The following is a 26,534-nucleotide window of genomic DNA, read 5'->3' on the forward strand; positions in this document are numbered from 1 at the left end:
GGCAGCGGAGCGTTCGAGGCGCCGGGCGACGTCGCGCGCTGAACCAGCGTCCGCTCGAAATCGACCGGCACCGCCAGGTTGAAGTTCTGCGCGCCGGCCACTGACGCATCGACGATACCGATCACCTTGCCGTCCAAGGTCAGCACGGGTCCTCCGCTATCGCCCGGGTTGACCGCGGCATCGATCTGAATGTACCCCTCCTGCGTCCGGAGGGCGCTGACGATCCCCTGGTTGACGGTCACCGTTGGCGCCTGGGGCGACGGCAGCGGGTATCCCACCACCACCACGCCCGCACCCACCTGCACCGCCCCCGAGTCCGCAAGCGCCAGAGGGCGCGCCGCAGGACGAGGCAGACTCGGAACGCGCAGCAGCGCCGCGTCGTGATCCGGATCGATCGCGACGACGTCGGCGCCGAGCGGGGGATGCCCGGGAAACGTCACCGTGATCTGCCGCGCGGTGTCCACCACGTGCAGCGCGGTCAGGAGGAGGCCGTCATCGCCGACGATGAACGCCGTGCCAGATTCGGCCGGCTGTCCGTCGGCGTCCTGCGCCGTCACGAGCGCGACCGACGGCGTCACGGAACTCACGAGGGGCACCAGATTCGAAGACTGCGAGGCGCCCGACGTGACGGCGACGAGCAGGCATCCCAACGCTACCGCCGCGGAACTCCAGCCCCGCGGCACGCGCCACGCCCGCCGTGGTCGGCGTGACCGAGTCATCGCGGGCCCACGGCAGGTGCTGCTCCGCAGGCAGGGCGGGTGTTCCGCGCCCAAGAATACGCAGCGCAATGCCGCGCGAGCGATCGGATTGCACCCGCCGTCTGGCCGCGGTCGCGGTCTGTCTCATCATCGCGTACACCGCCTGGCAAGCCTGGCAGGTCGCGGAGGCGCCCTACCCCGCCCGGTATGACTACGATGAAGGCGTGTACGCTGAGACGGCCGCGGCGTGGACCCGGGCGTCCCGACCCTACACGGACGTGTTCCTCAGCCAGCCCCCAGCATTCGTCGCGGCGCTCCGCGCGGCGTATCGCGTGGGAGGCCAAAACATGATCGCGGCGCGCGCGCCCGTGATCCTGGGATCCACGATGTGGCTGGCCTCGCTGTTCTCGATCCTGGCAGCGGTGGGAAGGCCTCGCGCGGGCTTGTTCGCCGTCTGCGCCGCGGCCGGCAACGCCGCATTCTCGGTCGCCGCGCACACCGTTCAGACGGACGGGCCGAGCGAGGCGCTGGCGGCAGCCGCGATGGCGCTCGCGGTTGTCGGGGCCCGCGGCGGAGCGCTCGTGTGGATCGTCGCGGGGATCGCGTGGGCGCTCGCGGTCCTCACCAAACTGACGGCGGTGACCGTGGCGTTGCCGCTGATCCTGGTCGGGGCGGTTTTCCGCCCCCCTCTCTCTGGGGCCGATCGGTCCGGTCCGCGGCGCGCGATCGCGCTCTGCGCCGCGGGGATCGGGGCGATCGCCACGGTGGGCGCATTCCTGCCAACGCTGTGGACGCCGGCGTTTCCCGCGGAGGCGATCCGTTACCACGTCGTCGCCGCCCGCATCGTCGGGCCTGCCCCGGCCGCAAATCTTGCGGCCGAACTCGCGTTTCTGGCCGGCGCCTGGCCGTTGAGCGCGGCCGCCGTCGCGGGCGCGTTCACCGCGCTGGCCGACCGGCGCCGGAGACGAGCGCGCGCCAGCGAGTCGTCCGCGGCCGACTGGCTCTCGCCGGTGCTCCTCGTCTGGCTTGCGGCGGAGGGTGCTGCGCTCGGAACGGTGACCCCGCTGTGGCCCCACCACCTCATCCTGCTCGTCTCACCGCTGGCGTTGCTCGCCGGGATCGGCGCGGACGCGGTCCTGACCCGTGCGCGTGCCCTCCACCGGAGCGTGGTGGTCGTGGCGGCCGCTGCGGTAGTGGCGTACGTCGCCGCCGGTGCCGGCACCGTGTCCGGATCGTCCGCAGCCCTTCGCGACGCGAGCGCGGCGCTGGCGCGGGCAGTGCCCCCGGGGGGTGAGGTCGTGACCGACGACCCCTTGGTGCCGTTCCTCGCCGGCCGCCCGGTTCCCGGCGCGCTGATCGACACGTCGATCGTGCGCATCCAGTTGGGGGAAGTCACGGAACGGTCCCTGGACGACGCCATCGCCCGGCCGGCCGTGCGCGCGGTCGTGCTGTGGCGAGGCACGTTTCGCGGCCAGTTGCCCGGGTTCGTCGCCCGCGCGGCGGCATTGTTCCCCGTGGTGGTGGCCACGAACGGCACCCGGCGTGTACTCGTGCGACGCACCGACGGGCGACGCGCATCCGACGCCTCCGTGGCGGCCGCGCGACCAACGAGACCGCAGGCGCGTACGATCGCCGCCGCACGGTGACGCCTCGGTCGGCTCAGCGCGATGCGTTGCAGCCGGCCGCCGCGGTCACGCCGGCTTGGTTGCCCGCTCTGTCGCCGCGAAGCCAACTCTCTTGTGCGAACCGTCACAGAACGGTTTGTGAGATGAATGTCCGCACCGGCAGAGCCAGACGGTCTCTTTCGTTTCCCACACGCCGCCCTCTGCGTCAACGAGTCGAATCGGGCCCTTCACCTGGTACGGTCCGTTGTCCGTGGGGACGATTGTCGGCTCCGCCATCTCTGTCGCCTCCCCTTCGTGCTCGCCGCGCGCCCGGTCCCACCGACGCGTCGTTGCGGCTAACGCGGGCGGCCCCGCCCATATTCCTACCGCGCGTCCTCGGCAGGCTCCGCCAGCGCCGACGCGCGCGCGGCGCTCGCGTCCGCATGCCGTTGCCGCGCGCGCACGAGCGCGTAGACCCCAAACGTCCCCGCGAGACCGGCGCCGCCTGCGATGAGGAACCCCGCCGCGAGCCCCCACCCGTCCACGATCGCTCCCATCAACAGCGACGCGAACGGGCTCACGCCGCTGAACACGAGTGCGTAGGTGCTCATCACGCGACCGCGTAGTGCATCCGGCGTCTCCAACTGCACGGTGCTGTTCGCGGTGGCGGTGAACATGATCATGCCCGCCCCGGCCGCGAACAGCAGCGCGCCCGCGGGAACGGCGTGGAACGCGATCGGCAACAGCAGTTGGGCGCCGCACAGGAGCACTGGCCCCCAGAGCAGGTACGCGTGTTGCGGCCCACGGTGGCCCGAGGCGGCGACGAGCAGCGAGCCGATGAGCGCGCCCGACCCCTGGGCCGCCATCAACAAACCGAATCCGGACGCTTGCAGATGCAGCTGTTGGCGGGCGAGCACCGGCACGAAGACGTTGAAATTCATCGCGAAGAAGCTGAGCACGCCGAGCGTCGCCAGCACCCACAGCACGCGCGGCGAGCCGCGGATGAACGCAACGCCTTCCCGCATCTGCAGCAGCAGGTCGGCGCCTGGCGCGACCTCCACCCGGCCGTCCTCGCGGATCGCGAGCAGCGCCGCGATCACGGCCAGGAAGCTCGCGGCGTTGGCAAGGAACGCGATGCCGACACCCCACGCCGCGATCACCAGCCCCGCGAGGCCCGGGCCGATGAGCCGGGCGCCGTTGAAGATCGACGAGTTGAGGGCGATCGCGGCGGGCAGATCCTCCACGCCCCCCACCATCTCCACCACGAACGCTTGGCGCGCCGGGGTGTCGAACGCGTTCACGATGCCGAGCATGGTGGCGAGCACCGCGACGTGCCAGAAGCGAACGGTCCCGGAGATCGCGAGCAGGCCAAGCGCGAGCGCGAGCACCAAGAACAGCGACTGGGTGACAACGATGAGCAGGCGCTTCGGCAGACGGTCCACCACCACTCCGGCCGCGAGCGAGCAGACGAGGACCGGCGACCACTGCAGTGCGCTGATCACACCGAGCAGGAACGGAGAGTTTGTGAGGGTCAGTACGAGCCACGCCTGCCCGACGGTCTGCATCCAACTACCGATCAACGACACGAGCTGGCCGAAGAAGAAGAGGCGGTAGCTCCGGTGACGCAGCGGCGCGAGGATCGGCACCACCGCGAGCCGCGGCAGGACGGTCACGCCGGCCAGAATCCCATGCGCTGCGCCCCCTCGACGAGCGCCCGGGTGTACGGGTGCTGCGGCGCGGCGAAGAGCTGGCGGGTGTCCGCCGCCTCGACGATGTGTCCCCCGCGCATGACGTGGACGACGTCGGCCATCTGCGCGACGATGCCGAGATCGTGTGTGATCAGCAACAGCGACATCCCCAGATCGCGCTGCAATCGGGCGAGGAGATCGAGAATCTGCGCCTGCACCGTCACGTCGAGCGCCGCGGTGGGTTCGTCGGCGATCAGCAGCGTCGGCCCGGGCGCGATCGCCGCGGCGACCAGCACGCGCTGTCGCTGCCCACCCGACAGCTCGTGCGGGTACCGACGAAGCAGATCCCGGTCGAGTCCCACCCGCGCGAGCGTATCCGCCGCCCGCTCGCGCGCCCCCCGACGGCCGAGGTGCGCGACGATCCCTTCCATCACTTGGTCGCCGATCGACATCACGGGGTCGAGCGCGGACGAGGGTTCCTGAAAGATCATCGCCACCCGCCGGCCCCGCACCCCCGCCAGCGCGCGCTCGGACAGCGGGACGAGGTCGGTGCCGTCCAGCACGATGCGACCGGCGGTGATCTTGGCGTCGACGGGAAACAACCGGAGCACGGCGTAGGCGGTCATGGACTTGCCGGCGCCGCTGGCGCCCACGAGCGCCGCCGTCTTCCCCGGCGGGACGTGGAGCCAGACGTCGTCGAGCACCGAGAGGTTCCCCGAGGGACGCGTAATCGCGACGCTGAGCCCCTCGATCCGCAGTTCCCCGCCGCGCGCGGTGGTCTCGGCCGAGGCGGACCCGGTCACGACGCCTCGCGGCGGCGGCGGCGCGGGAACCGTTCCTCGAACAACACGTACAGCAGCGGAATCAGCAGGAGCGTGAGCGCCGTCGAGACCGCGAGCCCCCCAATCACCGCGCGGGCCAGCGGCATGTTTGTCTCCGCCCCTTCCCCGAGCCCGAGCGCCATCGGGATCATGCCGCACACCGTGGCGATCGCGGTCATGAGGATCGGGCGCAGCCGGATCCGGCCGGCCTGCACTACGGCCGCGTGGGCCGGCAACCCCTGCGCCTGTTGCTTGTTCGCGTAGTCCACGAGCAGGATGCCGTTGCTCACCACGATGCCGATCATCATGATGACGCCCATGAACGAGATGATCGAGAGCGTGGTGTGCGTGAGCAGCAGCATCCAGATGACGCCCATGAAGCCCAGCGGCACGGTGAACATGATCACAAACGGATCGACGAGCGACTGGAACTGCGACGCCATGATCATGTACACGAGCATGAGCGCCATGACCATTGCGAACCCCAGGCTCGCGAACGCCCCCGACTGTGCCTCCGTCTGACCGGCCATGTGGTACGTGAAGCCCGCCGGGAACGGCAACCGGTTCAAGTCGCTCACGATGTCCTGCGAGACCGCGCCGAGCGGCCGGTTCACTACGTTGGCGGTGACATCGATCACGCGCTGTTCGTTCTTTCGGTTGATCTGCAGCGGCGTGCTGCCGAGCGAAATCTGCGCGACGTCGCGTAGGTGGATCGGCACCATCGGCTGTGGCGGCGAGTTCGCGGCCGCCGGATCCGGCAGGGCGTTGAGCGGCACCCCGCCCAGATCCTCCGGCTGCGACCGGTACTGTTGTTGCAGTTGGACCACGAGGTTGTACTCGTTGCCGCTCACCGGATCGATGAACTGGCTCGCCGTCGCGACGTTCCCGGCGATCGCCGTGTTAATCGCGTTCGCCACCGCGGTCGGGGTCAACCCCAGTTCCGCTGCCTTTTCCTTGTCGATGTTCACGTTAAAGTCAGGCGACTGGCCGCGCGGCGTGATCTGGACGTCGGCGGCGCCCGGAACGGCCGACACCATCGCCGCGACCTGCTGGGCAAATTGTTGCCCAACGGCCTGGTCGTATCCCAGCAACTGGATATCGATGGGCGCCGCGGAGCCGAAGTTGACGACGGCGTGTTCCAACCCGCCCGTCCGGATGAACGTGAGGACACCGGGGAACCGCCCGGCGATCGCCAGACGGACATCGTTCGCATAGTCGTCTGAGGATTTCGCCCGATGCGTCGGGGACGCCAGGCGCACCTCGACTTCGCCGTAGTTCTGGCCCGCGTTCGAGCCAAAGCCGCTATTCGCGGGCACGCCCGTGTTAGTGTACACTGCGGTGACTGCGTTCGACGGAATAGTCTGACGCACAATGTTGGCGATCTGCTCGACGACCGCGGAGGCCGTCTGCACCGCCGTGCCCTGCGGTGCCTGCACCTGAACCGAAAACTGGCTCTCGTCCGTCGCCGGGAAGAACTCACTCCCGATCCCGCGGGCCGCGAAGAGCGACATCACAAACGCCGCGGCGATCGCCCCGAGCACCAACGGACTTCGGCGAAGCGTCCACTCGAGCGACCGCAGGTACTGTGCATCGATCGCCTCCATCGTGCGCTCGCTCCACCGGGCGAGCCGCGGGAACACGCCGGTGCCGGCGATCTCACCACCGGTCGTCGACCGGAGCAGCCGCAGGCTCAACAGCGGGTCGATTGTCATCGACACCACATAGGAGGCCGCCAGCGCGAAGATGACGGTGAGCGCCATCGGCACGAACAAGCGCTGCGCGATGCCGCTTAGGAACACCACCGGGAAGAACACGGCAATGGTGGTCGACGTGGAGGCGAGCACCGGGAGGCCGACTTCCTGCGTCGCCTCGAGCACCGCCTGGAGCACCGGCGTGCCGGGCACCGCCAGGTGTCGTGTGATGTTTTCGCGGACGACGATCGCGTCGTCCACGAGGCGGCCGATCGCGAGGGTGAGGCCGCCGAGCGTAAAAATATTCAACGTCTGTCCGGAGAAGTACAGCAGCAGCAGCGCGGACGAGACCGACAGCGGAATCCCGACGCTGACGATTACCACGCTCCACAGGCTCCGCAGGAACACGAGCACCACGAGAAATGTCAACAGCGCGCCGATCATCGCCTCCTGCGCGAGGGTCGAAATCGCCGCGCGAATGTACTGCGACTGATCAAACGACAGCGTCAGCGTCACGCCCTTCGGGATCCCCGTCAGGCCGGGGAGGGCCGCGCGCACTGCGTTCACGACCCCGATCGTGTTGGCGTCCGGCTGGCGCGCCACGAAGAGCAGCACGCCGGGACGACCGTTGACGCGCACGATCTGGGTCTGCGTCGCAGCGCCGTCGACGACCTGGGCGACGTCCCCGACGTGCACCGGGACGCCGTTGTTGCTCGCGACCACGACGTGCTGAATCTGCGGGACGTTCTGCAGCAACGTCGGCACGTTCAGCTGGTAGTTGATTTGCGGGTTTTGGATGTTGCCGGCGGGGATCAGCGCGTTGTAGTTGCTGATCGCGCTGATCACATTCTGGAGCGTCAACCCGGTCGCCTGGAGCTTGTTCGGGTCGACGTTGACGTTGATCTGGCGAAGCAGACCCCCGTTCACGAACGCCTGCGAGACGCCTGGGATGCGCTCGAGTTGGGGTTCGATCGTGTTGTACGCGAGGTCGTACAACTGGCGCGCGTCGAGGCCGCCGCCGCCGACGACCACTTGCACGGCCGGGATGTTCGAAATGTCGAACTTCAATACGAACGGCTGCGAAACGCCGGTGGGCAGGTTTCGCAGGGCCCGCTGGACGTTCTGAATCACCTCGATCTCGGCCACGTCGAGGTTCGCGCCCCAACCGAACCAGATCTGGATGTTGCTGCTGCCCTGTCGGGTCGTGGACAGGATCTGGGTCACGCCCGCGACGCGGGTCACCGCTTGCTCGAGCGGGTAGGTGACGGTCCGCTCCATCGTCTCCGGGCTGGCCCCGTTGTAGTTGGTCTGCACCGAGATGACCGGGATGGTGATCTGGGGGAACAGGTCGCGCGGGAGCCGCTGCAGCCCGATCTGACTCAGCACGACGACGGCGATGCACACCATCAAGACCATGACCGGGTTGCGAACGGCCGCGCGGGTCAGAAACACGGAATGCCTCCGCCGCTCCTACAAACCGACCGGGGATGCCTTCACGGGCTGGCCCTCCCGGACCTGATCGGACCCGCGAAACACGATCAGGTCCGACTGGGTGATGCCGCCGGTAATCTCCACGAGCGTACCCGTTTCACGCCCGATGGCAACTTGGCGCTGCGTCGTCTTGCCCTCCACCACCGCCCACACGTAGCTCTCCGTACCGAGCGTAATGATCGCGCTCAGCGGCACGACTAGCGCGCGCTGGCTGCCAGCGGAAATCTCCGCAGTCGCGTACATGCCAGGCCGCAGCAGGTGCCCGGGGTTCGGCAAGTCAACCTCGACCTGCACGGTTCGGGTCTGCGGGTCCACCCCGCCCGCGATGCGGCTCACGACGCCGACGAACGTTCGGCCAGGAAAGGCGTCGACAACCACCTGGACCTTGCCGCCCTTGTGGATCATCGACATCTGCGTCTCGCTCACGTTCACGACGACGTCGAGGCCGTCGAGGTCGGCGATCGTCACGATCGGCGTCGAGGTGCCGGGCGTGACGTACGCGCCGGAGTCGAGGCTCCGGCTCACGACGATCCCGTTGAACGGTGCTACAATCGTCGCGTTTTGCAGCCCGATCTGGGCGTTCTGCAATGCCGCCGCCTGGCTGGCCGCCTGTGCCAGCTGCGTCTGGACCTGCGACCTCGCAGCGGTGACTTGTTGCTGTTGCGCGGCAATCTGCGTCCGGGCCTGGGTAACTTGCGCCTCCGAGGCGCGGACCTGGGCGGCTGCCTGATCCACCGCCGCTTGGTCGGTTGCGACAGTCGCCTTGGCATCGTCCAGGTTCTGCTGCGCCTGCGCGCCCTGCTGAACGAGCATCACCGTCCGGCGGTACGTACTCTCGGCGTCCACGAGCGTCGCTTCGGCCTTGACGAGTCCGGCCTTAGCGTTGCCGAGGTTCGCCTCTGCGGTCCGCAGCCCGGCCACTGCGTTCAGTTCCTGGGCCTGGGCGACCGCCACCGACGCCTGCGAGGTCTGCACACCGGTCTGCGCCGCGGCCAGCGTTGCCTGAGCCTGGCTGACCTGCGCGTTGAGCTGGTCGTGGTCCACGATCGCGACCACCTGCCCGGCCGTCACCGTGTCGCCGGCGCGAACCGTGACCGATTGGAGATACCCGGACGTTTTCGGCAGGACCACCGCCTCGCGAAGCGATGCGATGCTCGCGGTCAATCGCAACGTGATCGGCAGGTCTTGAAACACTGGGTGCCCGACCCCGACGGTCGCCGCGACGCGGGTTCGCGCCCCGGCCGGCGCGGTCTGCTGGGCGGCTTGGGTCGACGGCTGGGGCGGCGAGGCGCGTCCGACCAGCAGCCCGGCGACGAGCGCCGCGCACACCAACGCGATCCATCCCCAGGGTCGAGACTTACCCCTCACACCTGGCCTCCTACCTTCTCGGCCTCGCCGCTTGCGCCGGACTCATGGTACAGTCGCCTCAACTCGCGCACGTGGCGCTCGAGCTGCCGTTGCAGCCTCCCCAGCTGCTGCACCTTGTCGCGCACCGAGAGGAGTTGCGCCTGGGTAATCTCGAGTGCGCTCTCCACCGCCCGGCGCCGGCGCGCGGGGTCGGTCGCCCGCCTCGCGTCAGCGAGGTGTTGCGTACGCGCTTCGTCCGCGTCCAGAATGCGCTTGATCTCGCTCAGGGACAACCCAAGGAGACGTTTCAGATCCTTGATCTGCTCGATCCGTTCGAGATCCTGCGCGGTGTACAGCCGGTGCCCTCCCGCCAATCGCTCGGTCGGCACCAGCAACCCGATCTCATCGTAATAGTGCAGCGCCCGCGGCGTCAGCCCGCTCAGGTGGCAGACCTCGCCGATCTGATAGAACGTCGCCATGCTGTCGGAGCCGCGCTTGCGGACCACTCACCTCTACACGTAATGTCACGGGACCACGCAATCCTCTCCGTGAGGCGCCGCGCTCCCATGTGCCTCGCTCGCAAAGTACCCAAAGTACCCATTGATTGTAAGAATACCTAACGTGCATGTCAAGGTCATGCCGTGCACGTCAGCCGTAACGATCCGATGAACGTTTCATGAACGAACCGTGAAGCACTGCCGGAGGATCTCGCCGCACCGTCCGAGAACATCGTCCGGGTCAGCCGCGGATGTCTTTCCCCCGGACGATGCCCGACACGAACCACACCGCGATTGGAGGTGACCGACCAATGCCCGCGCAGATCGCCGAGCCTGTCCGCCAGTTCCTCGAAGAGCCGAACGTCGCCGTGCTCGCGACCCAGTTCCCATCCAACAGGCTGCAGACCACGCCCGTGTGGTTCTTGTACGCCGATGGTCAAATCCTGATCAACACGTCGAAGGGCCGCGCAAAACTCCGAAACATCGACGCCCACCGCGAGGTCGCGCTCGCGATCGTGGACGCGCAGAACCCGTACCGCTACGTGCAGATCCAGGGAAAGGTTGTGGCGATCGACCCCAAGAGCGGCGCGCGCGACATCGATCGGCTGTCGCAGCGCTACCTCGGCAAACCATACGCGTATTCCGCAAACGACCGGCCCGAGAACCGCGTCACGATTCTGATCGAGCCGCAGCGCGTCAGCGCGCAGGGTCTGTAGGGACGGGGCATCATTTCACAGGGGTGCGGGAGCCGACCGCCCGCACCACTGGCTCGGCCCCTAGCAGCGCGATCAATGCATTCGCCGCGGCCTTGACCGCGTTGAACGGCACGATGACCGGGAGCAGCATCCCGGCGACGCGCGACGGGGTCATGCCAAACTGGAGCGCCAGCAGCCCAAAGTTGGCGGGGATCATGATAAGGACGCGCGCGGCGGTCCCGGCCGCAGCGGCGTAGATGAGACGGCGCGCAAATGAACCGCGCACGCGTCGGTACGCCCACGCCGTGACCGCGACGAACGTCGCCGCCGCAATGAAGTCCGCCGCCGGCCCGATCGGGCCGCGCGCGCGCAGCAGGAAGAACAGCGCGTCCTTCAGCAACACGACCGTGACGCCAGCGCCGGGCCCGTACAGCACGCCGGCGAGCAGGCCGACGGCGTCGCTGGGGTCGTAGGTCAGGTACGGCGCGTACGGCAACAACGGAACCTGCACCACCGCCATCACCACGAAGGCCACCGCCGCGAACATCGCCGTCGCCACAAGCCGTTGCGTGCCCATCGGCGCGTCCCCGCCTACACCACGCCGTCGGCGCGGAGCCGCGCGATCTCCGGATCCGCGTACCCGAGCGCGCGGAGGATCTCGTCCGTGTGTTGGCCGAGCGTCGGCGGCGCCAGACGGAGGCCGGGCGGCGTGTCCGAGAACCGGAACGCGGAGCGCAGCGTCGGCAGCGCCCCCAGTTGCGGATGGACGACCTCCTGTACCAGCTCGGCGGCCGCGGCCTGGGGGTGCGAAAAGAGATCGGCGATCGCGTGCACCGGGCCCGCCGGGACGCCGGCCGCCGCCAACCTGGCGATCCACTCGGCGGCCGGGGACGCCGCAAACGTCCGCTCAAGCAGCGCGATCACGTCGGCGCGATGCGCCACCCGGTCCGCATTCGTCCGAAACCGGACGTCCTCGGCGCACGAGAGGCCGATCGCCTCGCAACACCGGCGCCACTGCTCGTCGTTGCCGACGGCCACGAGAAACCAGCGCTCGTCCCCGCCCCGGAACGCCTGATATGGCACCAGATTCGGGTGGCCGGACCCCGACGGCGACGGCTGGCGCCCGGTGGCGAAGTAGCTCTGCGCCGCGTAGCTCATCCAGGACACCCCCGTTGCCATCAACGACAGGTCCACGTGCTGCCCCCGGCCCGCCGGGCCCCGTGCGTACAGCGCGGCGAGAATGGCGCCCATCGCGGTGGTCCCCGTCGCGAGGTCGATCACGGCCACGCCCACGCGCACCGGTTCGCGCCCGGCCTCGCCCGTGATGGACATCAAACCGGTGAACCCCTGCATCAGCAGGTCGTAGCCGGGGCGCGCGCGGTCGGGCCCGACGGGGCCGAAGCCCGAAATCGAACAGTAGACGAGGCGCGGGTTCAGGGCGGCGAGCGTCTCGTAGTCCACCCCGAGCGCCGTCTGCGTGCCGGGCCGGAAGTTTTCCACGACGACGTCCACCTGCGCGGCCAGCCGGTGCAGGATCGCGCGGCCGGTCTCACGTGACAAGTCCAGCGTCAAACTGCGTTTGTTCCGGTTGATCGACAGATAGTACGTGGACTCGCGCGCAGCGCCGCCGGAGACAAACGGCGGTCCCCAGGCGCGCGTCTCGTCGCCCGCGCCGGGACGCTCGATCTTGATGACATCCGCGCCCAGGTCGGCGAGCAGCATCGTGCAAAACGGCCCAGCGAGCACCCGGGACGTGTCAATGACGCGGAGACCCGCCAACGGGCCGGCAGGCGCGGATGTCACGCCCACGCCGCCGGCTCGGCACCGGAGCGACCGACGGGCGCGCACCTGCGCTCGCTCGCAAACACGCGTCTCGTGTTCCACCCGGGGCGCGCGCGCCCCTGCCGTGGCCCTCGCCGCGCCGCCAGGGGCGGGAACGGCCCGGCGCGAACAGTAGGGCGTTTGCTCCACCCGGGGAGGATCTCCGACGATGAGCATCCGCAAGGCGACAGTTCCACCGTCCGGCGCGGCGGCGCCCGTGCGCACGGAAACCGACAGCATGGGTGCGATCGAGGTCCCGGCGAACCGATACTGGGGCGCTCAGACCCAGCGATCGCTGATCCACTTCGCGATCGGCGACGACTCGATGCCACGCGAGATGATCCGCGCGATGGGCGTCCTCAAGAAGGCCGCGGCGGAGACGAACCGGGCGCTCGGCATCCTTCCCCCGGAGACCGCCCGGCTCATCATTCAAGCGGCGGACGAGGTGATCGCCGGAGAGCTGGACGACCACTTCCCGCTCCGCGTCTGGCAGACCGGCAGCGGCACCCAAAGCAACATGAACGCGAACGAGGTGATCTCCAACCGGGCGATCGAGTTCGCCGGCGGCCGGCTCGGCAGCAAGACGCCGATTCACCCGAACGACCATGTGAACATGTCCCAGTCGTCCAACGATACATTTCCGACCGCGATGCACATCGCCGGAGCGGAGGCCGTGGTCCATCAGCTGCGGCCGAGCATCCGGGCACTGCGCGACGCGCTCGCCGAAAAGGCCGCGGGGTTCGCGGACATCATTAAGATCGGCCGCACCCACCTGATGGACGCCGTGCCCCTCACGCTCGGCCAGGAGTTTTCGGGCTACGTTGCCCAGTTGGACCAGGACCTGGAGCGGATCGAAGGTGCGCTGCCCCACATGTGGGAGCTCGCGATCGGCGGCACCGCCGTCGGCACCGGCCTGAACGCCCACCCCGAGTTCGCCGAGCGCTGCGCCGCGCGCATCGCGGCCCTGACCGGCCTGCCGTTCGTGTCCGCCCGCAACAAGTTCGCGGCGCTCGCCGCGCACGACGCGATCGTGATGCTCAGCGGAACGCTGCGCACGCTCGCGTGCTCGCTCATGAAGATCGCCAACGACATCCGATGGATGGGCTCCGGTCCCCGGTGCGGCCTCGCGGAGCTACTGCTGCCCGAAAACGAGCCCGGGTCCTCCATCATGCCCGGCAAAGTGAACCCCACCCAATCCGAGGCCATGACGATGGTGTGCATCCAGGTCATCGGCAACGACACGGCGATCGCCTTCGCCGGCACCCAGGGCAACTTCGAGCTCAACGTGTTCAAGCCGTTGATCATCCACAACCTGCTCCACTCCACGCGCCTCTTGACGGACGCGTGCCGCTCCTTTACGGAACACCTCGTCAAAGGACTCGAGGCGAACCGAGCGCAGCTCCAGCGGTACGTGGAGAACTCGCTGATGCTCGTCACCGCGCTGAGCCCGCGGATCGGGTACGACAAGGCCGCGGCGGTCGCGAAGAAAGCCTACCACGAGAACAAGACGCTCAAGGAGGTCTGCGTCGAACTCGGGCTCCTGTCGGCCGAAGAGTTCGACCGGATCGTACGGCCGGAGCAGATGCTCGGGCCGCACGCATAACGGTCGCTCGGGCGTCGCGGCCCGCGGTGCGGGACGCGCGGGGATGCACGGTCGCTGGCCTGGAGACGCCTGGCGGCTATCGCGCCGGCGGCGCGGACGACCTGCGGGACCCCGCAGCAGAGTGTTCCGTTACGACGCGAACCCGAACTCGCGCTCCGCGACCGTCAGGCTTTCGTCGATGATCGCGACCATCCGGTCAAGCTCCTCCCGCGTGACAACGAGCGGCGGCACGCACTGGATCGACATGAAGCAACGGCTGAGCAACCCCCGCTCCGCCATCAGCGACACCACCCGCCGGCTGAACGGGTGGGCGCCGGCCGCGGGACCCCATCCGAACGGTTCCTTGGTCTGCTTGTCCTTGACGAGCTCGACGGCGCACAGCAACCCGAGACCGCGCACGTCGCCTACCGTGGGGTGCGATCGCAGAGTCTCCAGCGCGCGCAGCAGGTACCCCCCCTGCTCGGCGGCGCGCTGCGCCAGGTGCTCGCGCTGCAGAATCTCGATGTTCGCAAGGGCGGCCGCGCACGATACGGCCTGGCCGCCAAACGTCAGCAGGTGCGCGAGCGCGACGTCCTGCCGCTTGAACTCCTCAAAGAGCCCGTCGCGGACGGCCACGGCACCGATCGGCGCGTATCCCGACGACAACCCTTTGGCCATCGTCATCAGGTCCGGCACGACGCCGAAGTGCTCGGTCGCGAACATCCGCCCGGTGCGGCCGAACCCGTTGATGACCTCGTCCATGATCAGCAAGACGCCGTGCCGGTCGCAGATCTCGCGGAGGCGCTGCCAGTACCGGGGGGACGGCACGTGGGTGTTGTTGGAGGCCGAGATCGGCTCGCCGATCACGGCCGCGACGTGCTGCGGCCCTTGCGTCAGGATCTCCTGTTCCACCGCGTCGGCGCACTTCAAGTCTCCGGCCTCTCCGTCTACGCCAAAGTCGTTCCGGTAGCGGTTGGGAGACGGCACGAAGCTCACCCCGTCCATGAACGGCCCGAAGTACGTCTCGTTCCGTGACGACGTGATGCTGAGCGCCCCGAACGTCGCGCCGTGGTACCCGCCGCGGCGCGCAATCACCTTGTACCGCTTCGGGAAGCCGCGCATCGCCTGGACCTGCTTGGCGATCTTCATCGCGCTCTCGATCGCTTCCGAGCCGCCGGAGCAGAACAGGAACCGGTTCAGGTCGCCGGGGGTCAGCGAAGCGAGCACGTCGGCGAGCTGGACCGTCGGCAGGGTCGTGTAGCTGGCCGCGGACACGTAGGCGAGCTCCTGCGCCTGCCGTGCCATCGCCTCGCCGATCTCCCGCCGTCCGTGGCCGACGTTGACCACGTACAGCCCGGACAGACCGTCGAGGTAGGTGCGCCCGCGGGCATCGATGAGCCGGCATCCTTCGCCGCGCACCATGACGCGCAGGTCGTCTCGCTCCGCCAGATCGAGCCAGCGCGCGCTGTGAATCCACACGTGATCGAGCGCCTCGCGTTCGACCGAGGTAAGCTGCGGCGCGGTACCGGTCTCCTGCATCGTTTCGCCCTCCTCCGGATCACTGTGCGGGGTCGGACAGCCCTCGGCGGGCGAACCCGGCGACGCCGATCGGCCTGGCAGCCCGACGCACAAGGTGTCCCGGGCAGGGTTCCGCGGACCGCCGTGCGCATCCTCCCGGCCCCGGCCGCCGGCCTTCCGAGCGAAGGCCCAGGGCGACCCTCGCGCACGGAAGGTTTGACGCGGCGTCGAATACTGCGTAGTGGTACAGGTGCGTCGTGCCGGCGAAGCCGCGCGATCAAGCCGCCGTGGGGCGGCGTCGGCGGAGGCGCAGCGATCCAGCCCCGGCACCAGGAGACCGACATGACCGACACGGATGATCAACCGAACGCGCATCCACGCCTGAACCGCGTCACGGCGCCCGAGCTCGACCGCATCCTCGGCCACCGGTGGCCCGTCCTGGACGACGGCTTCGTTCGCGTCGTCGACTATCTGGGCTCCGACGAGGCGATCGTCCAGGCCGCGCGCGTCTCATACGGCGCCGGCACCAAAGCGGTCCATGAGGATGCCGGCTTGATCCGCTATCTCATGCGGCACCGGCACACGACGCCGTTCGAGATGTGCGAGATCAAGCTCCACGTCCGAGTGCCGATGGACACGTGGCGGCAGTGGATCCGGCATCGCACCGCCTGCCTGGCCGCGGGGACCGCGGTCATCTTCGACCTCCCCGGGGGCACACGCGGGGACGGGCGAGGAGCAACCCGGGTCGCGATCGAGGAGCTGTACGCGCGGTTTCGACGCACGGCAACCCAGCATGAGGCGGACGAGCAGCGCCATCCGTCCGGCGGGCTCGATGGCGTCCGTGCGATGCGTCTCCGGCAGATGAACGAGGATACGGGAGCCATTCAGCACACGCGAGTGGTCAACGTGTACAAGAACGGCATGAAACCGGTGTTCCGCGTCCACCTGGAAGATGGAAAGTGGATTGAATGCACTGCCGATCACCGCTTCAAGTTCGCCGACGGGTGGAAGACGCTCACGGCGGAGACGGGGCTACGGCTCTCTGGTGGACGGGCTGTCTGGGCCCCCGGCGACTACCTGGTCCACGTGAACGGCCGCACGGTTCTTCGGGAACCGCTCCATCGCGACCGCGCCCCGCTGCACGCGGCGCGCGGTCGCGTGGTCGCGACGCTCGTCCGCATTGCGCAATTCGAATATGCAGGAGAGAAGGAAACCTATGATCTGGAAGTGGCGGGACCCTATCACAACTTCGTCGCCAACGGCATTGTGACCCACAACTCCGTAAACGAGTATTCGACCCGGTACTCCGTCGCCATCGACGCGGCCGCAAAGACCGCGCCCGATGAGTGGCGGCTGCAGTCCTCGAGGAACAAACAGGGGAGCGCAGGATTCCTCCACGAAGACGCGGGACAGCGGTTCACCCAACGCGAGGCGGACCTCCAGCGCCTCGCCCGGGAGGTCTACGAAGAACGCCTCGCCGCAGGCGTGGCGCGAGAGCAGGCCCGCAAAGACCTGCCGCTGTCGACGTATACCGAAGCGTATTGGAAGACCGACCTGCACAACCTGCTCCAGTTTCTGGCCCTCCGCGCAGACGATCACGCCCAGGCTGAGATCCGGGCCTACGCGCTCGTCATCGGAAACGAAATCGTGCGGCGCTGGTGTCCGATCGCGTGGCAGGCATTCCAGGACTACCGGATGAACAGCCTCGTCCTGACCGCGCTCGACGTCGAGGTCGTGCGGCGTCTGATATCCGGCGACCGGGATGGGGCGGTGGGCCTGGCAACGCGATACGGCTGGCTGGCGATGAAGGACGGAAAATTGAGGCCCAATCGGGAGCGCGCGGAAGCCTCGCGGAAGCTTCGGGCGCTCGGCATCGATCCGCCCTGGTAACTCGCGGGGGCAGCTGACCACAGCCCGGTCGCGGGACGGTGCTACCCACGAGCCGCGCTTGCGCCCCGCCACGTGCGCGCGAGTCACCACGATCGAGACACAGGCTCCTCGTTCGAAGGGCGTCTTCCGTCCCCGACCCGGCGGCACCGGTCGGAAACGCCGGCCCGGGAGTGACGCCTCCGTTCTCATCGTTAGGATCTACGTAGGCCAAGCGATTGCCGCCCGACCGCCTGTACGCCGGTCCGAGGAGCGGCACGGTATCGTCGGAATCGACCGAGAGGCTCGTTCGACGCGACCGGGGATACCGCTGGAGTACAGCTGTGGATCGACACGGGGCACGGCGGGGCCGGGCCCCATCGGGAGAGTTGGATATCGATGGACGCAACCATCTCGTCTGGGACACGAGCGCGCGCCGAGTCGATGCGGCCGAACAAGTGGCTCGTCAGCGGCTCCGTGCTCGCCGGGGCGGTGATGGGGGCGATTGACTCGAGCGTCGTGAACGTCGCCCTCGCCCACATTCAGGCCACGTATGGCGTGACGACCCAACAAGTCACGTGGGTCAGCACCTCGTACCTGATTGCGCTCGTGATCATCATGCCGCTGACGACCTGGATGAGCTCGGTCCTCGGCCGCAAGCGCATGTACATGATCGCGGTGGCGGTCTTCACCGCGGCATCGATGCTGTGCGGGTTCGCGCGGACGCTCGGCCAGCTCATCGCGTTCCGGGTCCTCCAGGGCCTCGGGGGCGGCGTCCTCGCCCCGACCGCGCAGTCGATCATGCGCGAAACGTTCCCGCCGGAAGAACAGGGGCAGGCGATGGGGCTGTTCGGCATGGTCCTCCTGCTCGGTCCCGCGATCGGTCCCACACTGGGCGGCTGGCTCACGGACAACTACTCCTGGCCGTGGATCTTCTTCGTGAACCTGCCGGTCGGGGTCCTCGGGTTGTTCCTGGCGTCCCTGTTCATCGTCGACCCGCCCTACATGCGCGCGCAGGGGTTCCGCCGCATCGACGGGATCGGCATCGGGTTGATGGCCGTCGGGCTCGCCGCACTGCAGATCATGCTCGAGGAAGGAGAAACCGACGGGTGGTTCCAGAGTCCGTTCATCGCCGCGCTGGCCGTGATCGTGGTGCTGGGGCTTGCCGCATTCATCGTCTGGGAGCTGCGCGTCGCCGACCCGGCCGTGGATCTCCGGGTGTTCCAGAACCTCTCCTTCTCGTCAGGGGCGCTGATCGGGAGCGTCGTCGGGCTTACGCTGTTCGGCGGTCTGATCCTGATGCCGCTGTTCCTGCAGAATCTGTTGGGCTACGATGCCACACACGCGGGGCTCACGCTCATGCCGCGGTCCCTCGTGATGGTATTGATGATGCCGCTCGCGGGGATGCTGTACAACCGGCTCGGGGTGTATGTCATGCTCCCGTTCGGACTCGTGCTCGCCGGCATCTCCGGGATGCTGATGGCGCGCTTCACGATCGCCAGTGGCCAGCTACAGCTGCTGGCGCCGCTCATCCTGCAGGGCATCGGGTTCGCGTTCATGTTCGTCCCGATGTCCACGACGGCGCTCTCGACGATCCCGCGCCGCAAGATGCAGAATGCCTCGAGCCTGTTCAGCCTCATGTTCCAACTGGGCGGCAGCCTCGGTACCGCGATCGTCATCACGTTGCTCGACCACAAGATCACGACCGCGAGCGCCAACCTCGTTCGCTACGCGTCGGTCTACAACCCCGCGTTCATGCACTGGTGGCAGACGTTCCAGGCAGGGTTCGTGGCGCGCGGGAGCGATCCGACGACCGCCCACATGCAAGCACTCGCGGCGCTGCACGCGCTCATCAACCAGCAGGCCGCGGTCATCGCGTTCGAGTACGCGTTCGGCGCGATCGGGGTGATGTTCTTCCTTTGCCTGCCGCTGGTCGCGCTGATGCGGCGGGGGCGCGCCGAGGTCGACGACGTTCCGGTAGGCTGACGCCGCGCCCCCCCGGCCCTTCCCCCGCCGGCGCGGTCGGCGCCCGTCCGCCGCGATACCCACCGAAGATGGCGTGCCCAGCGCGCATCCAGAAACAGTCCACCGCGTGCAGCCCGGCGCGGCGCAGCCAATCCAACTGGTCGAGCAGACGGGACGGTTGATCCACGGGGTCGGGTGTCGTGAGCCGGTAGTAGTTCCAGCCGCCTTGGGCGAAACGCGCGCGCGTCCGCGCGGCGCGGGGTCCCGTACCGGATTGCTCCCGGGCGGCGCGGTCCCACTGAGATGCGAACAGCGCTCCGACGCGTGCAGCCGCGGGTTCGACCAGGTCTGCAATGAGGAGTGCACCGCCCGGTTCGAGCCGGCCCGCAAGATCGGCGAACAGCCGCCGCTTTTGGCCGGCCGTGAGGTGATGCACGGCGAGCGAGGTTAACACACAGCGGAGTGGGCGCGGCAGCGCCGCCCGCCACCGAGCGGCCTCGAGCCGAAACGCCGCCACCACCGCGCGGCGGCCGAAGGGCGCGAGCACCTCGCGCAGCCGAGCGCGCATATGGGGCGATCCGTCGAGGGCCACATAGTGGCAGCGGGGAAACCGGTCGAGCACCGCCCGCGCGAGTTTCCCGCCACCTGCGGCGAGCTCGACCGCGGTGAACGACTCGTCCGCCGACGCCGGAATCAGTGCGCAGAGCGTGTCGATCTGCTCGGCGCGGGATGGGACGACGACGTCGCCGAACGCGTCGAACGCCTTGGAATCGGCCTCGGTCCACCTGGACCCGGTTGCGGAGCGGCGAGTCACCGATCAGCCTGGGGGCGGTCCATGGCTGGACATTCTCCCCCAGTGGGGACTTCCCTCGCCTTCTCGCTCCGGGACCGCCTGGAGCACCGCCGGCACACCACCTCAGGTCCTCGCCCCCTGGAGAGAGCGTCCGCGCCCGGACGACGGATCTTCTCACTTACCGGCATAGGGCAACCACGCCTCATTCCGGGGATCGGCGGGCACCGTCGACGTTGCGCACCGGATCGAACTCTCCCGATGGGAGGAGTTCGGGAACGCAGAACGGAAACTCCGCTTAGCTGGCCGCTGGACAAGGTTCGTCGGGAGAGCGGGCGCCCGGGTGTTCATCGAGATTCTTGTGCTGTCGGTGGCGGCGGGCGTGCTCGGCGCCTTGCTCGGCCTCGGCGGCGGCATCATCATCGTCCCAGGACTGACCCTGCTGATCGGCCTGCCGATCCGCTACGCAGTCGGCGCGAGCATCGTTTCTGTCATCGCGACGAGCAGCGGAGCGGCAGCCGCGTACGTACGCGGAGGGATCGCGAACCTGCGCATTGCCATCGCGCTCGAGGTCGCGACCACCGTCGGCGCACTGTCAGGCGCATTTCTCGCCGGCTACATCTCGCCTCGCTGGCTGTATGTAATCTTCGGCCTGCTCCTCGCGTACTCCGCCGTGGCGCTCCTTGGACGCCTCACCGTCGAGGTGCCGGGAGAGGTGCCCCCGGACCCGCTCGCCGAGCGGCTTCGGTTCGCCGGCGAGTACGACGACCAGGCGCTCGGCCAACGGGTCCCCTACACCGCGACCGCGGTGCTTCCCGGCGGCGTCATGATGTACGTCGCCGGATTGCTCTCGGGGTTGCTCGGCATCGGCAGTGGCTCGTTCAAAGTGCTGGCGATGGACATCGTCATGCGGCTGCCGATGAAGGTCTCGACGGCGACCAGCAACTTCATGATCGGCGTCACCGCGGCAGCCAGCGCGGGCGTGTACTTCGCGAGGGGCGACATCCACCCGCTGGTCGCCGCCCCGGTGGCGCTCGGCGTGCTCGCTGGCGCATGGGGCGGGACCCACATCATGCAGCGGTTGCGCAACACGACGCTCCGAAAGCTGTTCATCCCGGTACTGGCCGCGACGGCCGCCGAGATGATCATCCGGGGATTCCATGTCTAGGATCGCCCCTCCGGACGGCCACGCTCGGGCCGAACTCGCGAGCGTGAACGCGGCGATCGGCCGGGTCCTGCGCTGGGGTGTGCTGCTGTCGGCCGCGCTCATCGTCGCGGGGGTCGCACTGTTCGTCGCACACGGAGGAGCGCGCGCGATCCTGTTCTCCCCCGTCGGCGTGCCCGCCGCCGCGGAACAGGATCCGCACTCGCTGAGGGTCGTGTTGGACGAACTCCTCCCGCCGCAGCCCGCGGCCGTGACGGACGCCGGGCTGCTGTTGCTGATGATCACGCCCGTGGTGAGCGTCGCGATCTCGGTCGCCGCCTTCGCCGCGCGACGCGATTGGGTTTACGTCGCGCTCGCGGGATTCGTGTTTGCCATGCTGATGGTGGGATTCGCGATCGGCCAGGCTTGACCGCGCGGTGCCAGACTGAGCGCGTCACCGGGCCGCGGCGGCGGCCACTCCCGGAACGACGAGAGGGCCCCGGACAGCCGGATGTGTGATTGGAGAGCCGCGCTGATACCTTGAATCAGACCACGCCCCCCTTGTCTCATCCGCAGTGCCATTCAACGCCGACGTGTGAGGAAGCGACGCTCTCGGGTGTGACACGGAATCTCGCAAAGGTCGGTGGCGCCAACGCGCAGCGGCCGGTTCGGCTTGGCGTTGTACTTCTCGCGTGCGACATGCGCCACACGGGACAGATAGGTGGGTGGACAGGCTCGTGTTGGACGTCTGGGCACGTCGCGCGCTCAAGCGCCGCGCGAGCACGTACCAGCTGAGTGTCCCCCACGACAATGCCCAGCCCGCCGGCGGGTCCCGATAGCCCTGCGCGTCGACTCACATGTCTCACTGACCCTACTCCTCCCTGAGGAGTCGCCACATGTCACGCGTTACCTGACGGACTGCGACGCAGCTTGACGTACTCCATGGTGAGCATGTGCACTCTGGTGTCCCGAAGCATCTTGCCTGGTGAGGTTGACAGAGCCCCGAGCCAGCCTTCTGGCCGCCTCTCGTCCCACCCCGTGTGTTGGCGCCTGTTACGAGCGCGACCTTTTCGCGACTGCCCTGGTGACGTGATCAATTTGGCCACCACCCTCCTACTGCGTTCGATCGGTGGCGTCGAGCCACTCCTCGAACGTCGGGCCAGCGAGGGTAGCGTCCGCGCCAGGCAGCAAGGCAGCGCTTTCATAGAGGTCCCGATCCGGGTCAGCGGGGTCGATCACACCCTCGATCCGCACTGGGTCTCCGCGCCGGGCCACGAGCAATCTCGCCATGTCGACGAGATTCTCCGGTCGCGGACCGGCGATCTCCGGAATCGCTGCGCTGGATCCCGGTGCGAGCGCCGCATCGGAACCGGTGGCGAGATCGACAAGCGCCTGCGCAACGGTCCGGGCGGCGACCAGCTGAGTGCGCATCTTCGGGACGTAGCTCACCTCGCCCCGCCGGCCCCACTCCACGAGTTGCGGGACGAACTCATGGAACTGCGCCGCGCGCAAGATACGCACCGGGATCGACCCCGACAGCACGGCCCGCTCGTGGGCGATCTTCGCCGCCCCATAGCCTGCGGTGAACCGGTCAGTAGCGATGATGGAGACTACGACCATCCGCTGCACGCCAGCTCGCTTGCCGACCTCCTGCAGATTGCGGGCTGCCGTGGTGAAGAACTCCGTTGCCGCCTTCTGCTCCGGCGAGGGACCGGTGGCCACGTCGATAAGACACTCCACGCCGGTTAACGCCTTCGCCATCCCGTTCCCTGTAATCACGTCCACGCCGCTGGAACGCGATATCGCAACGACATCGTGTCCCCCCGCCTTGAGCACGTCGACGACGTGACGGCCCACTCTCCCCGTCGCCCCCGCGACCGCAATCTTCCCACGTGCTTGCATGGTTGCGCTCCCTCTTTGCTGAACTAGGTTGCCTAACATCCAGAGTTGTCACATCGGCTGGGTTTCGGTTGTCACTACAATGACGAAACACCACGAGGGAATGTGACCGAGGACGACCAGGAATGGCTGGCGACCCGATTCGAGGAGAAGCGGCGGTGCCGCAGGCGGTCGCCTACCGGATGCTGGGCTCGCTGAATGAGGCGGACGACGCGGTGCAGGAGTCCTGACTCCAGCTCAGCCGGTCCGACGCGCGCGGCATCGAGAACCTCGGTGGATGGTTGACGACGGTCGTCGCGAGAGTATGCCTCGACATGCTGCGCTCGCGCAAGTCGCGGGGCGAAGTGCCCTTGGGTGCGTATGTGCCCGCTCCGATCGTGAGCCGCGGAGATCGAATCGACCCCGAGCACGAAGCGCTCCTAGCCGAGTCGGTCGGTCTCGCGCTGCTTGCCATCGTGGGCCGCTCCCCGACCGCAGCAAGGCAGCTCGCGAGCCGCGCCCGCCGCCGGGTAAAGTGTGCCGCGGTTCCCGATGCCGATCTCAACCGCCAACAAGAAGTTGTCAACACGTGGATGTCTGCGAGCGCCTGATGCGCGAGCGGCGTGGCGCACGAAGACAAGGAAGAGCGTGGCGGAGGGGTGTGGGAATCGAACCCACCGCGAACCCGAAGGGCCCGCCGACGGTTTTGAAGACCGTGAGACCCACCAGGACCCGTGCCCCTCCCTGTCCCTACATCCTACTACATCGCGCTGTGAACAACTGCTAGAAGTCTCGTCATTCCTGGGTTTCGGCCATCGAATCGGGGCCTCGCTGCATCGTCGAGCTCTGCACCGTGTGCGTTCCTGAAACATCGTGTGGAGCGCCGAACAAGTGCAAATTGAGTGCAGCCTGGAAGCCCTCCGGGAAGACCAGGTCGTCGATCCACTCGACCGGCGTGACCGGGAGCCGGTCCATGAGATGTCCGTAGGTATCCAAGGTAAACCCCGCGCTGGCATGACCCAATTGCTCCTGGATGTATTTGGGATGCTTGCCCGCCATGATTAGTAAACTCGCGTACGTGTGGCGGAGATTCTTGAATGGGATATAGCTGACCTCGGCTCTGGCATGGGCCGGCGCCCAACCATGATCATGCACGGTCCAGCTCGGGAGGACACCGCCATCGGGACCAGGAAACACGAGCCCCTGGGGACGGCGTTGGCGCAGCTCTCGCAAGGCCACTCGCACGGATGGTACCATGTCGACCGCGCGCACGGAGTTATCCGACTTCGTCGGGCCGATCGTCCGACCCCGTTGGCTATGGGCTTGGGAGACCTCCAGCTTGTTGGTGGTGAAGTTCGGTGAACTCTGACCTTTCCAGGCGAGCGCTTGGAGTTCCCCTAGCCTGAGGCCGGTGAAGACCGCGACCAAAAAGAGAGGTCGCCACTCGTCTGGGGCCGTAAACAGGAATCGGCGAATTTCCGCGATCATCCAGATCTTCTGCGGCTGCTTCGGAATCTTTAGCTTCCGTACCCGGCCAGCGGGATTCACGGGCAGATGTCCCCACTCAACCGCATGCTCGAGCATCTCGTTCAACACCGTGAGACTGTGGTTGATCGTCCGGAACGAGACTCGGCGCTCGTCGCGCTTGGCCGCCACATACTCCTGCACGTCTTTGGGAGTGAGCATGGTCAACAGCTTGTCGCCGAGCCGTGGAATGAGGTGGCAACGGATCAGCCATTCGTACCCGGTGAACGTCGAGACGCGGGTGTGCGGTTCCGCGTACGCACGCAACCAGTCTCTCGCGAAATCCTTGAACCGGAGCCGACTCCGTCGACGGAGAATTGGGTATTTCCCCGATCGCACCTCGTAGACGCGCTGGGCAAGCACCGTCTCGGCTTCCTTCTTGTTGGGGCTGATCGTTTCCCAGCGCTGGCGTCCGTCTGGCCCGTAATAACGGATACACCAGTACTTCCCACGCCTAACGAGCCCCATGGCTCACCTCGCGCCCTAGCGTTCTGGATGTTCCCGCCACTGCTGGATCCATGCCAGAATTTCTGCACGATCGAACCGGAGGACGTTGCCAAACCGATAACAAGGGATTTCCCGCCGCCGCGTACGCTCGTGCACCCATCGCTCGGACATGTGCAACAAACGAGCTACTTCGCGGGACGTCAAGAGGCCTTCCTGGTCGCTTCGTGCCCTGACAAGTGTCTCCTGTACCATCGTGTCACTCCTCTATGCCTGACCCTACCTACTTGCCGTCAGCATATGCGACGTGATTGTCAAATGGGTGGGCACCCCATCTATGCGATCACCTGTTCGCTCGATGTTCAACGATGCTGACTGGCAGGGACGACAAGAAGAATCGGCAGATTGAGCCGTCCCATTTTCCTCCCTCCATAAAAGACTGCGAGACGTTACGATAGATCTTGCGCGCTAACGCCGCAAGCGGTATCTGAAAGCGTTTGGTGCGGCAAACCACGGGCTCATCGGAGGTTATCTCCCCATACGGTTGGCCTAGCGTTCTATACTGGTGCCCCAATCGTCCCACCGGGCGGTTGGGGTACGATCCTCTCGAAAAGGTACCCTCTGCGAAATTAGGGGGTGCAAAGCCACAAGCCGGGGTCTCCGCCGAGATCTCCGCCATTGGGCTGCCGAAAGAGGACCTGCGCGCCGTAATCGGGCATCATAGGACGATGCGCGGCGCCAAAAAGGAGGCAGCTACAATGACGTCAGCATCTCGCAAGCCACGTTCGTCTGGTTCCAAGAAACGTTCTCGTGGGGCTGCTACAAGGAAGTCTTCGCTTAAGTTAGTCGTGAGCAAGAGGCAGACATCGCAGCGTTCCCACCAACCGAAGGAGGACCCGTCTGTGTTGGATATACGAGGGTTGGAGAGCCTGTTCCCGAATCTTGGAAAACCAGCCACCGGGCCGCTCCGGATGCTCATGGCGCGTCGCGATATCGTCGCCCACTTGTCGGATCTGTCAAAGTTCCCGGATGCGTCGCTAACGGCTATGCCGGACGCGATTCGCCGCATCCGGCAGGAGGCCGGGATCACCGATCCCGACTCGGCGGCTGCGCGGGCGACCGATACGGCGTGCCTGTTGGGCTATGTCGCCGCCCTGTCGGATGCCGTCCTGGCGCTTCATTTCATGATGAAGGCCGGGACGCTCCCAAAGAACACGAAGATCGAGAAGGTACTGCGCGAGCTGGATGTCGCTCTCTGCCACGGGACGCTCTGGGCCCACCTCACCACCTTGGATGCAGCTACCAAAGCGGGGAAGCCCCCGATCGAGACGCTCTTCACCTCCCTCCTCCCTCGGCCGAAGCGTAAGCACTAATCCGCATTGTCCCCGTGGCGGTTGCCTGTCCGCGCCGCCACGGGTGAGGTACTCTGAGAGGGTGCCTACCACCACTCCTCCTGTCGCTGTCACTCAG

Annotated in this window: 21 protein-coding genes, 1 tRNA gene and 1 pseudogene; 9 read left to right on the top strand and 14 right to left on the bottom strand. The window is 67.5% G+C overall.

Annotated features, from left to right (window positions below; all coding sequences use genetic code 11):
• Positions 1–683: S1C family serine protease (locus VKZ50_12150; protein HLJ60473.1), on the bottom strand; the 683-nt coding region annotated here is incomplete at its 3' end.
• Positions 684–787: 104 nt separating this feature from the next.
• Here VKZ50_12150 and VKZ50_12155 point away from each other — a divergent pair.
• Entirely contained in the window at positions 788–2,344 is a 1,557-nt protein-coding gene (locus VKZ50_12155) for a glycosyltransferase family 39 protein (GenBank protein ID HLJ60474.1), read from the top strand.
• A gap of 45 nt (positions 2,345–2,389) precedes the next feature.
• On the opposite strand, the gene VKZ50_12160 is transcribed toward VKZ50_12155, so the two are convergent.
• The 6 genes from VKZ50_12160 to VKZ50_12185 form a co-directional block, all read right to left on the bottom strand.
• Positions 2,390–2,599 carry a CDGSH iron-sulfur domain-containing protein gene (locus VKZ50_12160; GenBank protein HLJ60475.1) on the bottom strand — a complete coding sequence of 70 codons (210 nt, stop codon included), beginning with the start codon at positions 2,597–2,599 and terminating at the stop codon, positions 2,390–2,392.
• 86 nt (positions 2,600–2,685) lie between these two features.
• Positions 2,686–3,975, bottom strand: coding sequence for an MFS transporter (locus VKZ50_12165; protein ID HLJ60476.1), 1,290 nt, complete (start codon positions 3,973–3,975; stop codon positions 2,686–2,688).
• Positions 3,972–4,793, bottom strand: a complete 822-nt coding sequence (locus VKZ50_12170; GenBank protein ID HLJ60477.1) for an ABC transporter ATP-binding protein — start codon at positions 4,791–4,793, stop codon at positions 3,972–3,974. The genes VKZ50_12165 and VKZ50_12170 overlap by 4 nt, the downstream gene beginning before the upstream one ends.
• Positions 4,790–7,954 (bottom strand): efflux RND transporter permease subunit, encoded by a 3,165-nt coding sequence (locus VKZ50_12175; protein ID HLJ60478.1) that lies wholly within the window; start codon positions 7,952–7,954, stop codon positions 4,790–4,792. Before VKZ50_12175 ends, VKZ50_12170 begins: the two co-directional genes overlap by 4 nt.
• Before the next feature lie 18 nt (positions 7,955–7,972).
• Positions 7,973–9,361, bottom strand: a complete 1,389-nt coding sequence (locus VKZ50_12180; GenBank protein ID HLJ60479.1) for an efflux RND transporter periplasmic adaptor subunit — start codon at positions 9,359–9,361, stop codon at positions 7,973–7,975.
• Complete coding sequence (locus tag VKZ50_12185; protein HLJ60480.1) at positions 9,358–9,846, bottom strand: MerR family transcriptional regulator; 489 nt, start codon at positions 9,844–9,846, stop codon at positions 9,358–9,360. The genes VKZ50_12180 and VKZ50_12185 overlap by 4 nt, the downstream gene beginning before the upstream one ends.
• A gap of 302 nt (positions 9,847–10,148) precedes the next feature.
• Between VKZ50_12185 and VKZ50_12190 the strand changes: the two genes are divergently transcribed.
• Positions 10,149–10,553, top strand: coding sequence for a PPOX class F420-dependent oxidoreductase (locus VKZ50_12190; protein HLJ60481.1), 405 nt, complete (start codon positions 10,149–10,151; stop codon positions 10,551–10,553).
• 10 nt (positions 10,554–10,563) lie between these two features.
• Here the strand turns inward: VKZ50_12190 and VKZ50_12195 are convergent, their stop codons facing one another.
• A complete protein-coding gene (locus VKZ50_12195) occupies positions 10,564–11,109 on the bottom strand; it encodes an ECF transporter S component (protein HLJ60482.1) in 546 nt (181 codons plus the stop codon).
• Between the two features lie 14 nt (positions 11,110–11,123).
• Positions 11,124–12,335: a CaiB/BaiF CoA-transferase family protein gene (locus tag VKZ50_12200; protein HLJ60483.1), complete on the bottom strand. Its 1,212-nt coding sequence runs from the start codon at positions 12,333–12,335 to the stop codon at positions 11,124–11,126.
• A 235-nt stretch (positions 12,336–12,570) separates the two neighbouring features.
• Between VKZ50_12200 and fumC the strand changes: the two genes are divergently transcribed.
• Positions 12,571–13,956 (top strand): class II fumarate hydratase, encoded by a 1,386-nt coding sequence (fumC, locus tag VKZ50_12205; GenBank protein HLJ60484.1) that lies wholly within the window; start codon positions 12,571–12,573, stop codon positions 13,954–13,956.
• Positions 13,957–14,085: 129 nt separating this feature from the next.
• Here fumC and VKZ50_12210 read toward each other — a convergent pair whose 3' ends face one another.
• The gene (locus VKZ50_12210; protein HLJ60485.1) at positions 14,086–15,474 is read right to left on the bottom strand and encodes an aminotransferase class III-fold pyridoxal phosphate-dependent enzyme; all 1,389 of its coding nucleotides are present in this window, start codon (positions 15,472–15,474) and stop codon (positions 14,086–14,088) included.
• 321 nt (positions 15,475–15,795) lie between these two features.
• Here VKZ50_12210 and VKZ50_12215 point away from each other — a divergent pair, with 321 nt between their 5' ends.
• Both VKZ50_12215 and VKZ50_12220 read left to right on the top strand, forming a co-directional pair.
• Complete coding sequence (locus VKZ50_12215; GenBank protein ID HLJ60486.1) at positions 15,796–17,343, top strand: FAD-dependent thymidylate synthase; 1,548 nt, start codon at positions 15,796–15,798, stop codon at positions 17,341–17,343.
• 375 nt (positions 17,344–17,718) lie between these two features.
• Positions 17,719–19,305 (top strand): DHA2 family efflux MFS transporter permease subunit, encoded by a 1,587-nt coding sequence (locus VKZ50_12220; protein HLJ60487.1) that lies wholly within the window; start codon positions 17,719–17,721, stop codon positions 19,303–19,305.
• Here the strand turns inward: VKZ50_12220 and VKZ50_12225 are convergent.
• The gene (locus VKZ50_12225; protein HLJ60488.1) at positions 19,190–20,098 is read right to left on the bottom strand and encodes a class I SAM-dependent methyltransferase; all 909 of its coding nucleotides are present in this window, start codon (positions 20,096–20,098) and stop codon (positions 19,190–19,192) included. The genes VKZ50_12220 and VKZ50_12225 overlap by 116 nt on opposite strands.
• A gap of 319 nt (positions 20,099–20,417) precedes the next feature.
• Here VKZ50_12225 and VKZ50_12230 point away from each other — a divergent pair, with 319 nt between their 5' ends.
• A complete protein-coding gene (locus VKZ50_12230; protein HLJ60489.1) occupies positions 20,418–21,242 on the top strand; it encodes a sulfite exporter TauE/SafE family protein in 825 nt (274 codons plus the stop codon).
• Entirely contained in the window at positions 21,235–21,648 is a 414-nt protein-coding gene (locus VKZ50_12235) for a DUF1634 domain-containing protein (protein ID HLJ60490.1), read from the top strand. The genes VKZ50_12230 and VKZ50_12235 overlap by 8 nt, the downstream gene beginning before the upstream one ends.
• Before the next feature lie 683 nt (positions 21,649–22,331).
• Here VKZ50_12235 and VKZ50_12240 read toward each other — a convergent pair.
• Positions 22,332–23,120, bottom strand: coding sequence for an NAD(P)H-binding protein (locus VKZ50_12240; GenBank protein ID HLJ60491.1), 789 nt, complete (start codon positions 23,118–23,120; stop codon positions 22,332–22,334).
• 102 nt (positions 23,121–23,222) lie between these two features.
• Between VKZ50_12240 and VKZ50_12245 the strand changes: the two are divergent.
• A pseudogene (locus tag VKZ50_12245) lies at positions 23,223–23,701 on the top strand (sigma factor).
• Positions 23,702–23,745: 44 nt separating this feature from the next.
• On the opposite strand, the gene VKZ50_12250 reads toward VKZ50_12245, so the two are convergent.
• Positions 23,746–23,840, bottom strand: a tRNA-Sec gene (locus VKZ50_12250).
• Between the two features lie 51 nt (positions 23,841–23,891).
• On the bottom strand, positions 23,892–25,088 hold the full coding sequence (locus VKZ50_12255) for a site-specific integrase (protein HLJ60492.1): 1,197 nt from the start codon (positions 25,086–25,088) through the stop codon (positions 23,892–23,894).
• An 878-nt stretch (positions 25,089–25,966) separates the two neighbouring features.
• Here VKZ50_12255 and VKZ50_12260 point away from each other — a divergent pair.
• Positions 25,967–26,437 carry a hypothetical protein gene (locus VKZ50_12260; protein ID HLJ60493.1) on the top strand — a complete coding sequence of 157 codons (471 nt, stop codon included), beginning with the start codon at positions 25,967–25,969 and terminating at the stop codon, positions 26,435–26,437.
• Positions 26,438–26,534: the final 97 nt, after the last annotated feature.

It is taken from the genome of bacterium (assembly GCA_035295165.1).
GTDB lineage: Bacteria > Sysuimicrobiota > Sysuimicrobiia > Sysuimicrobiales > Segetimicrobiaceae > JAJPIA01.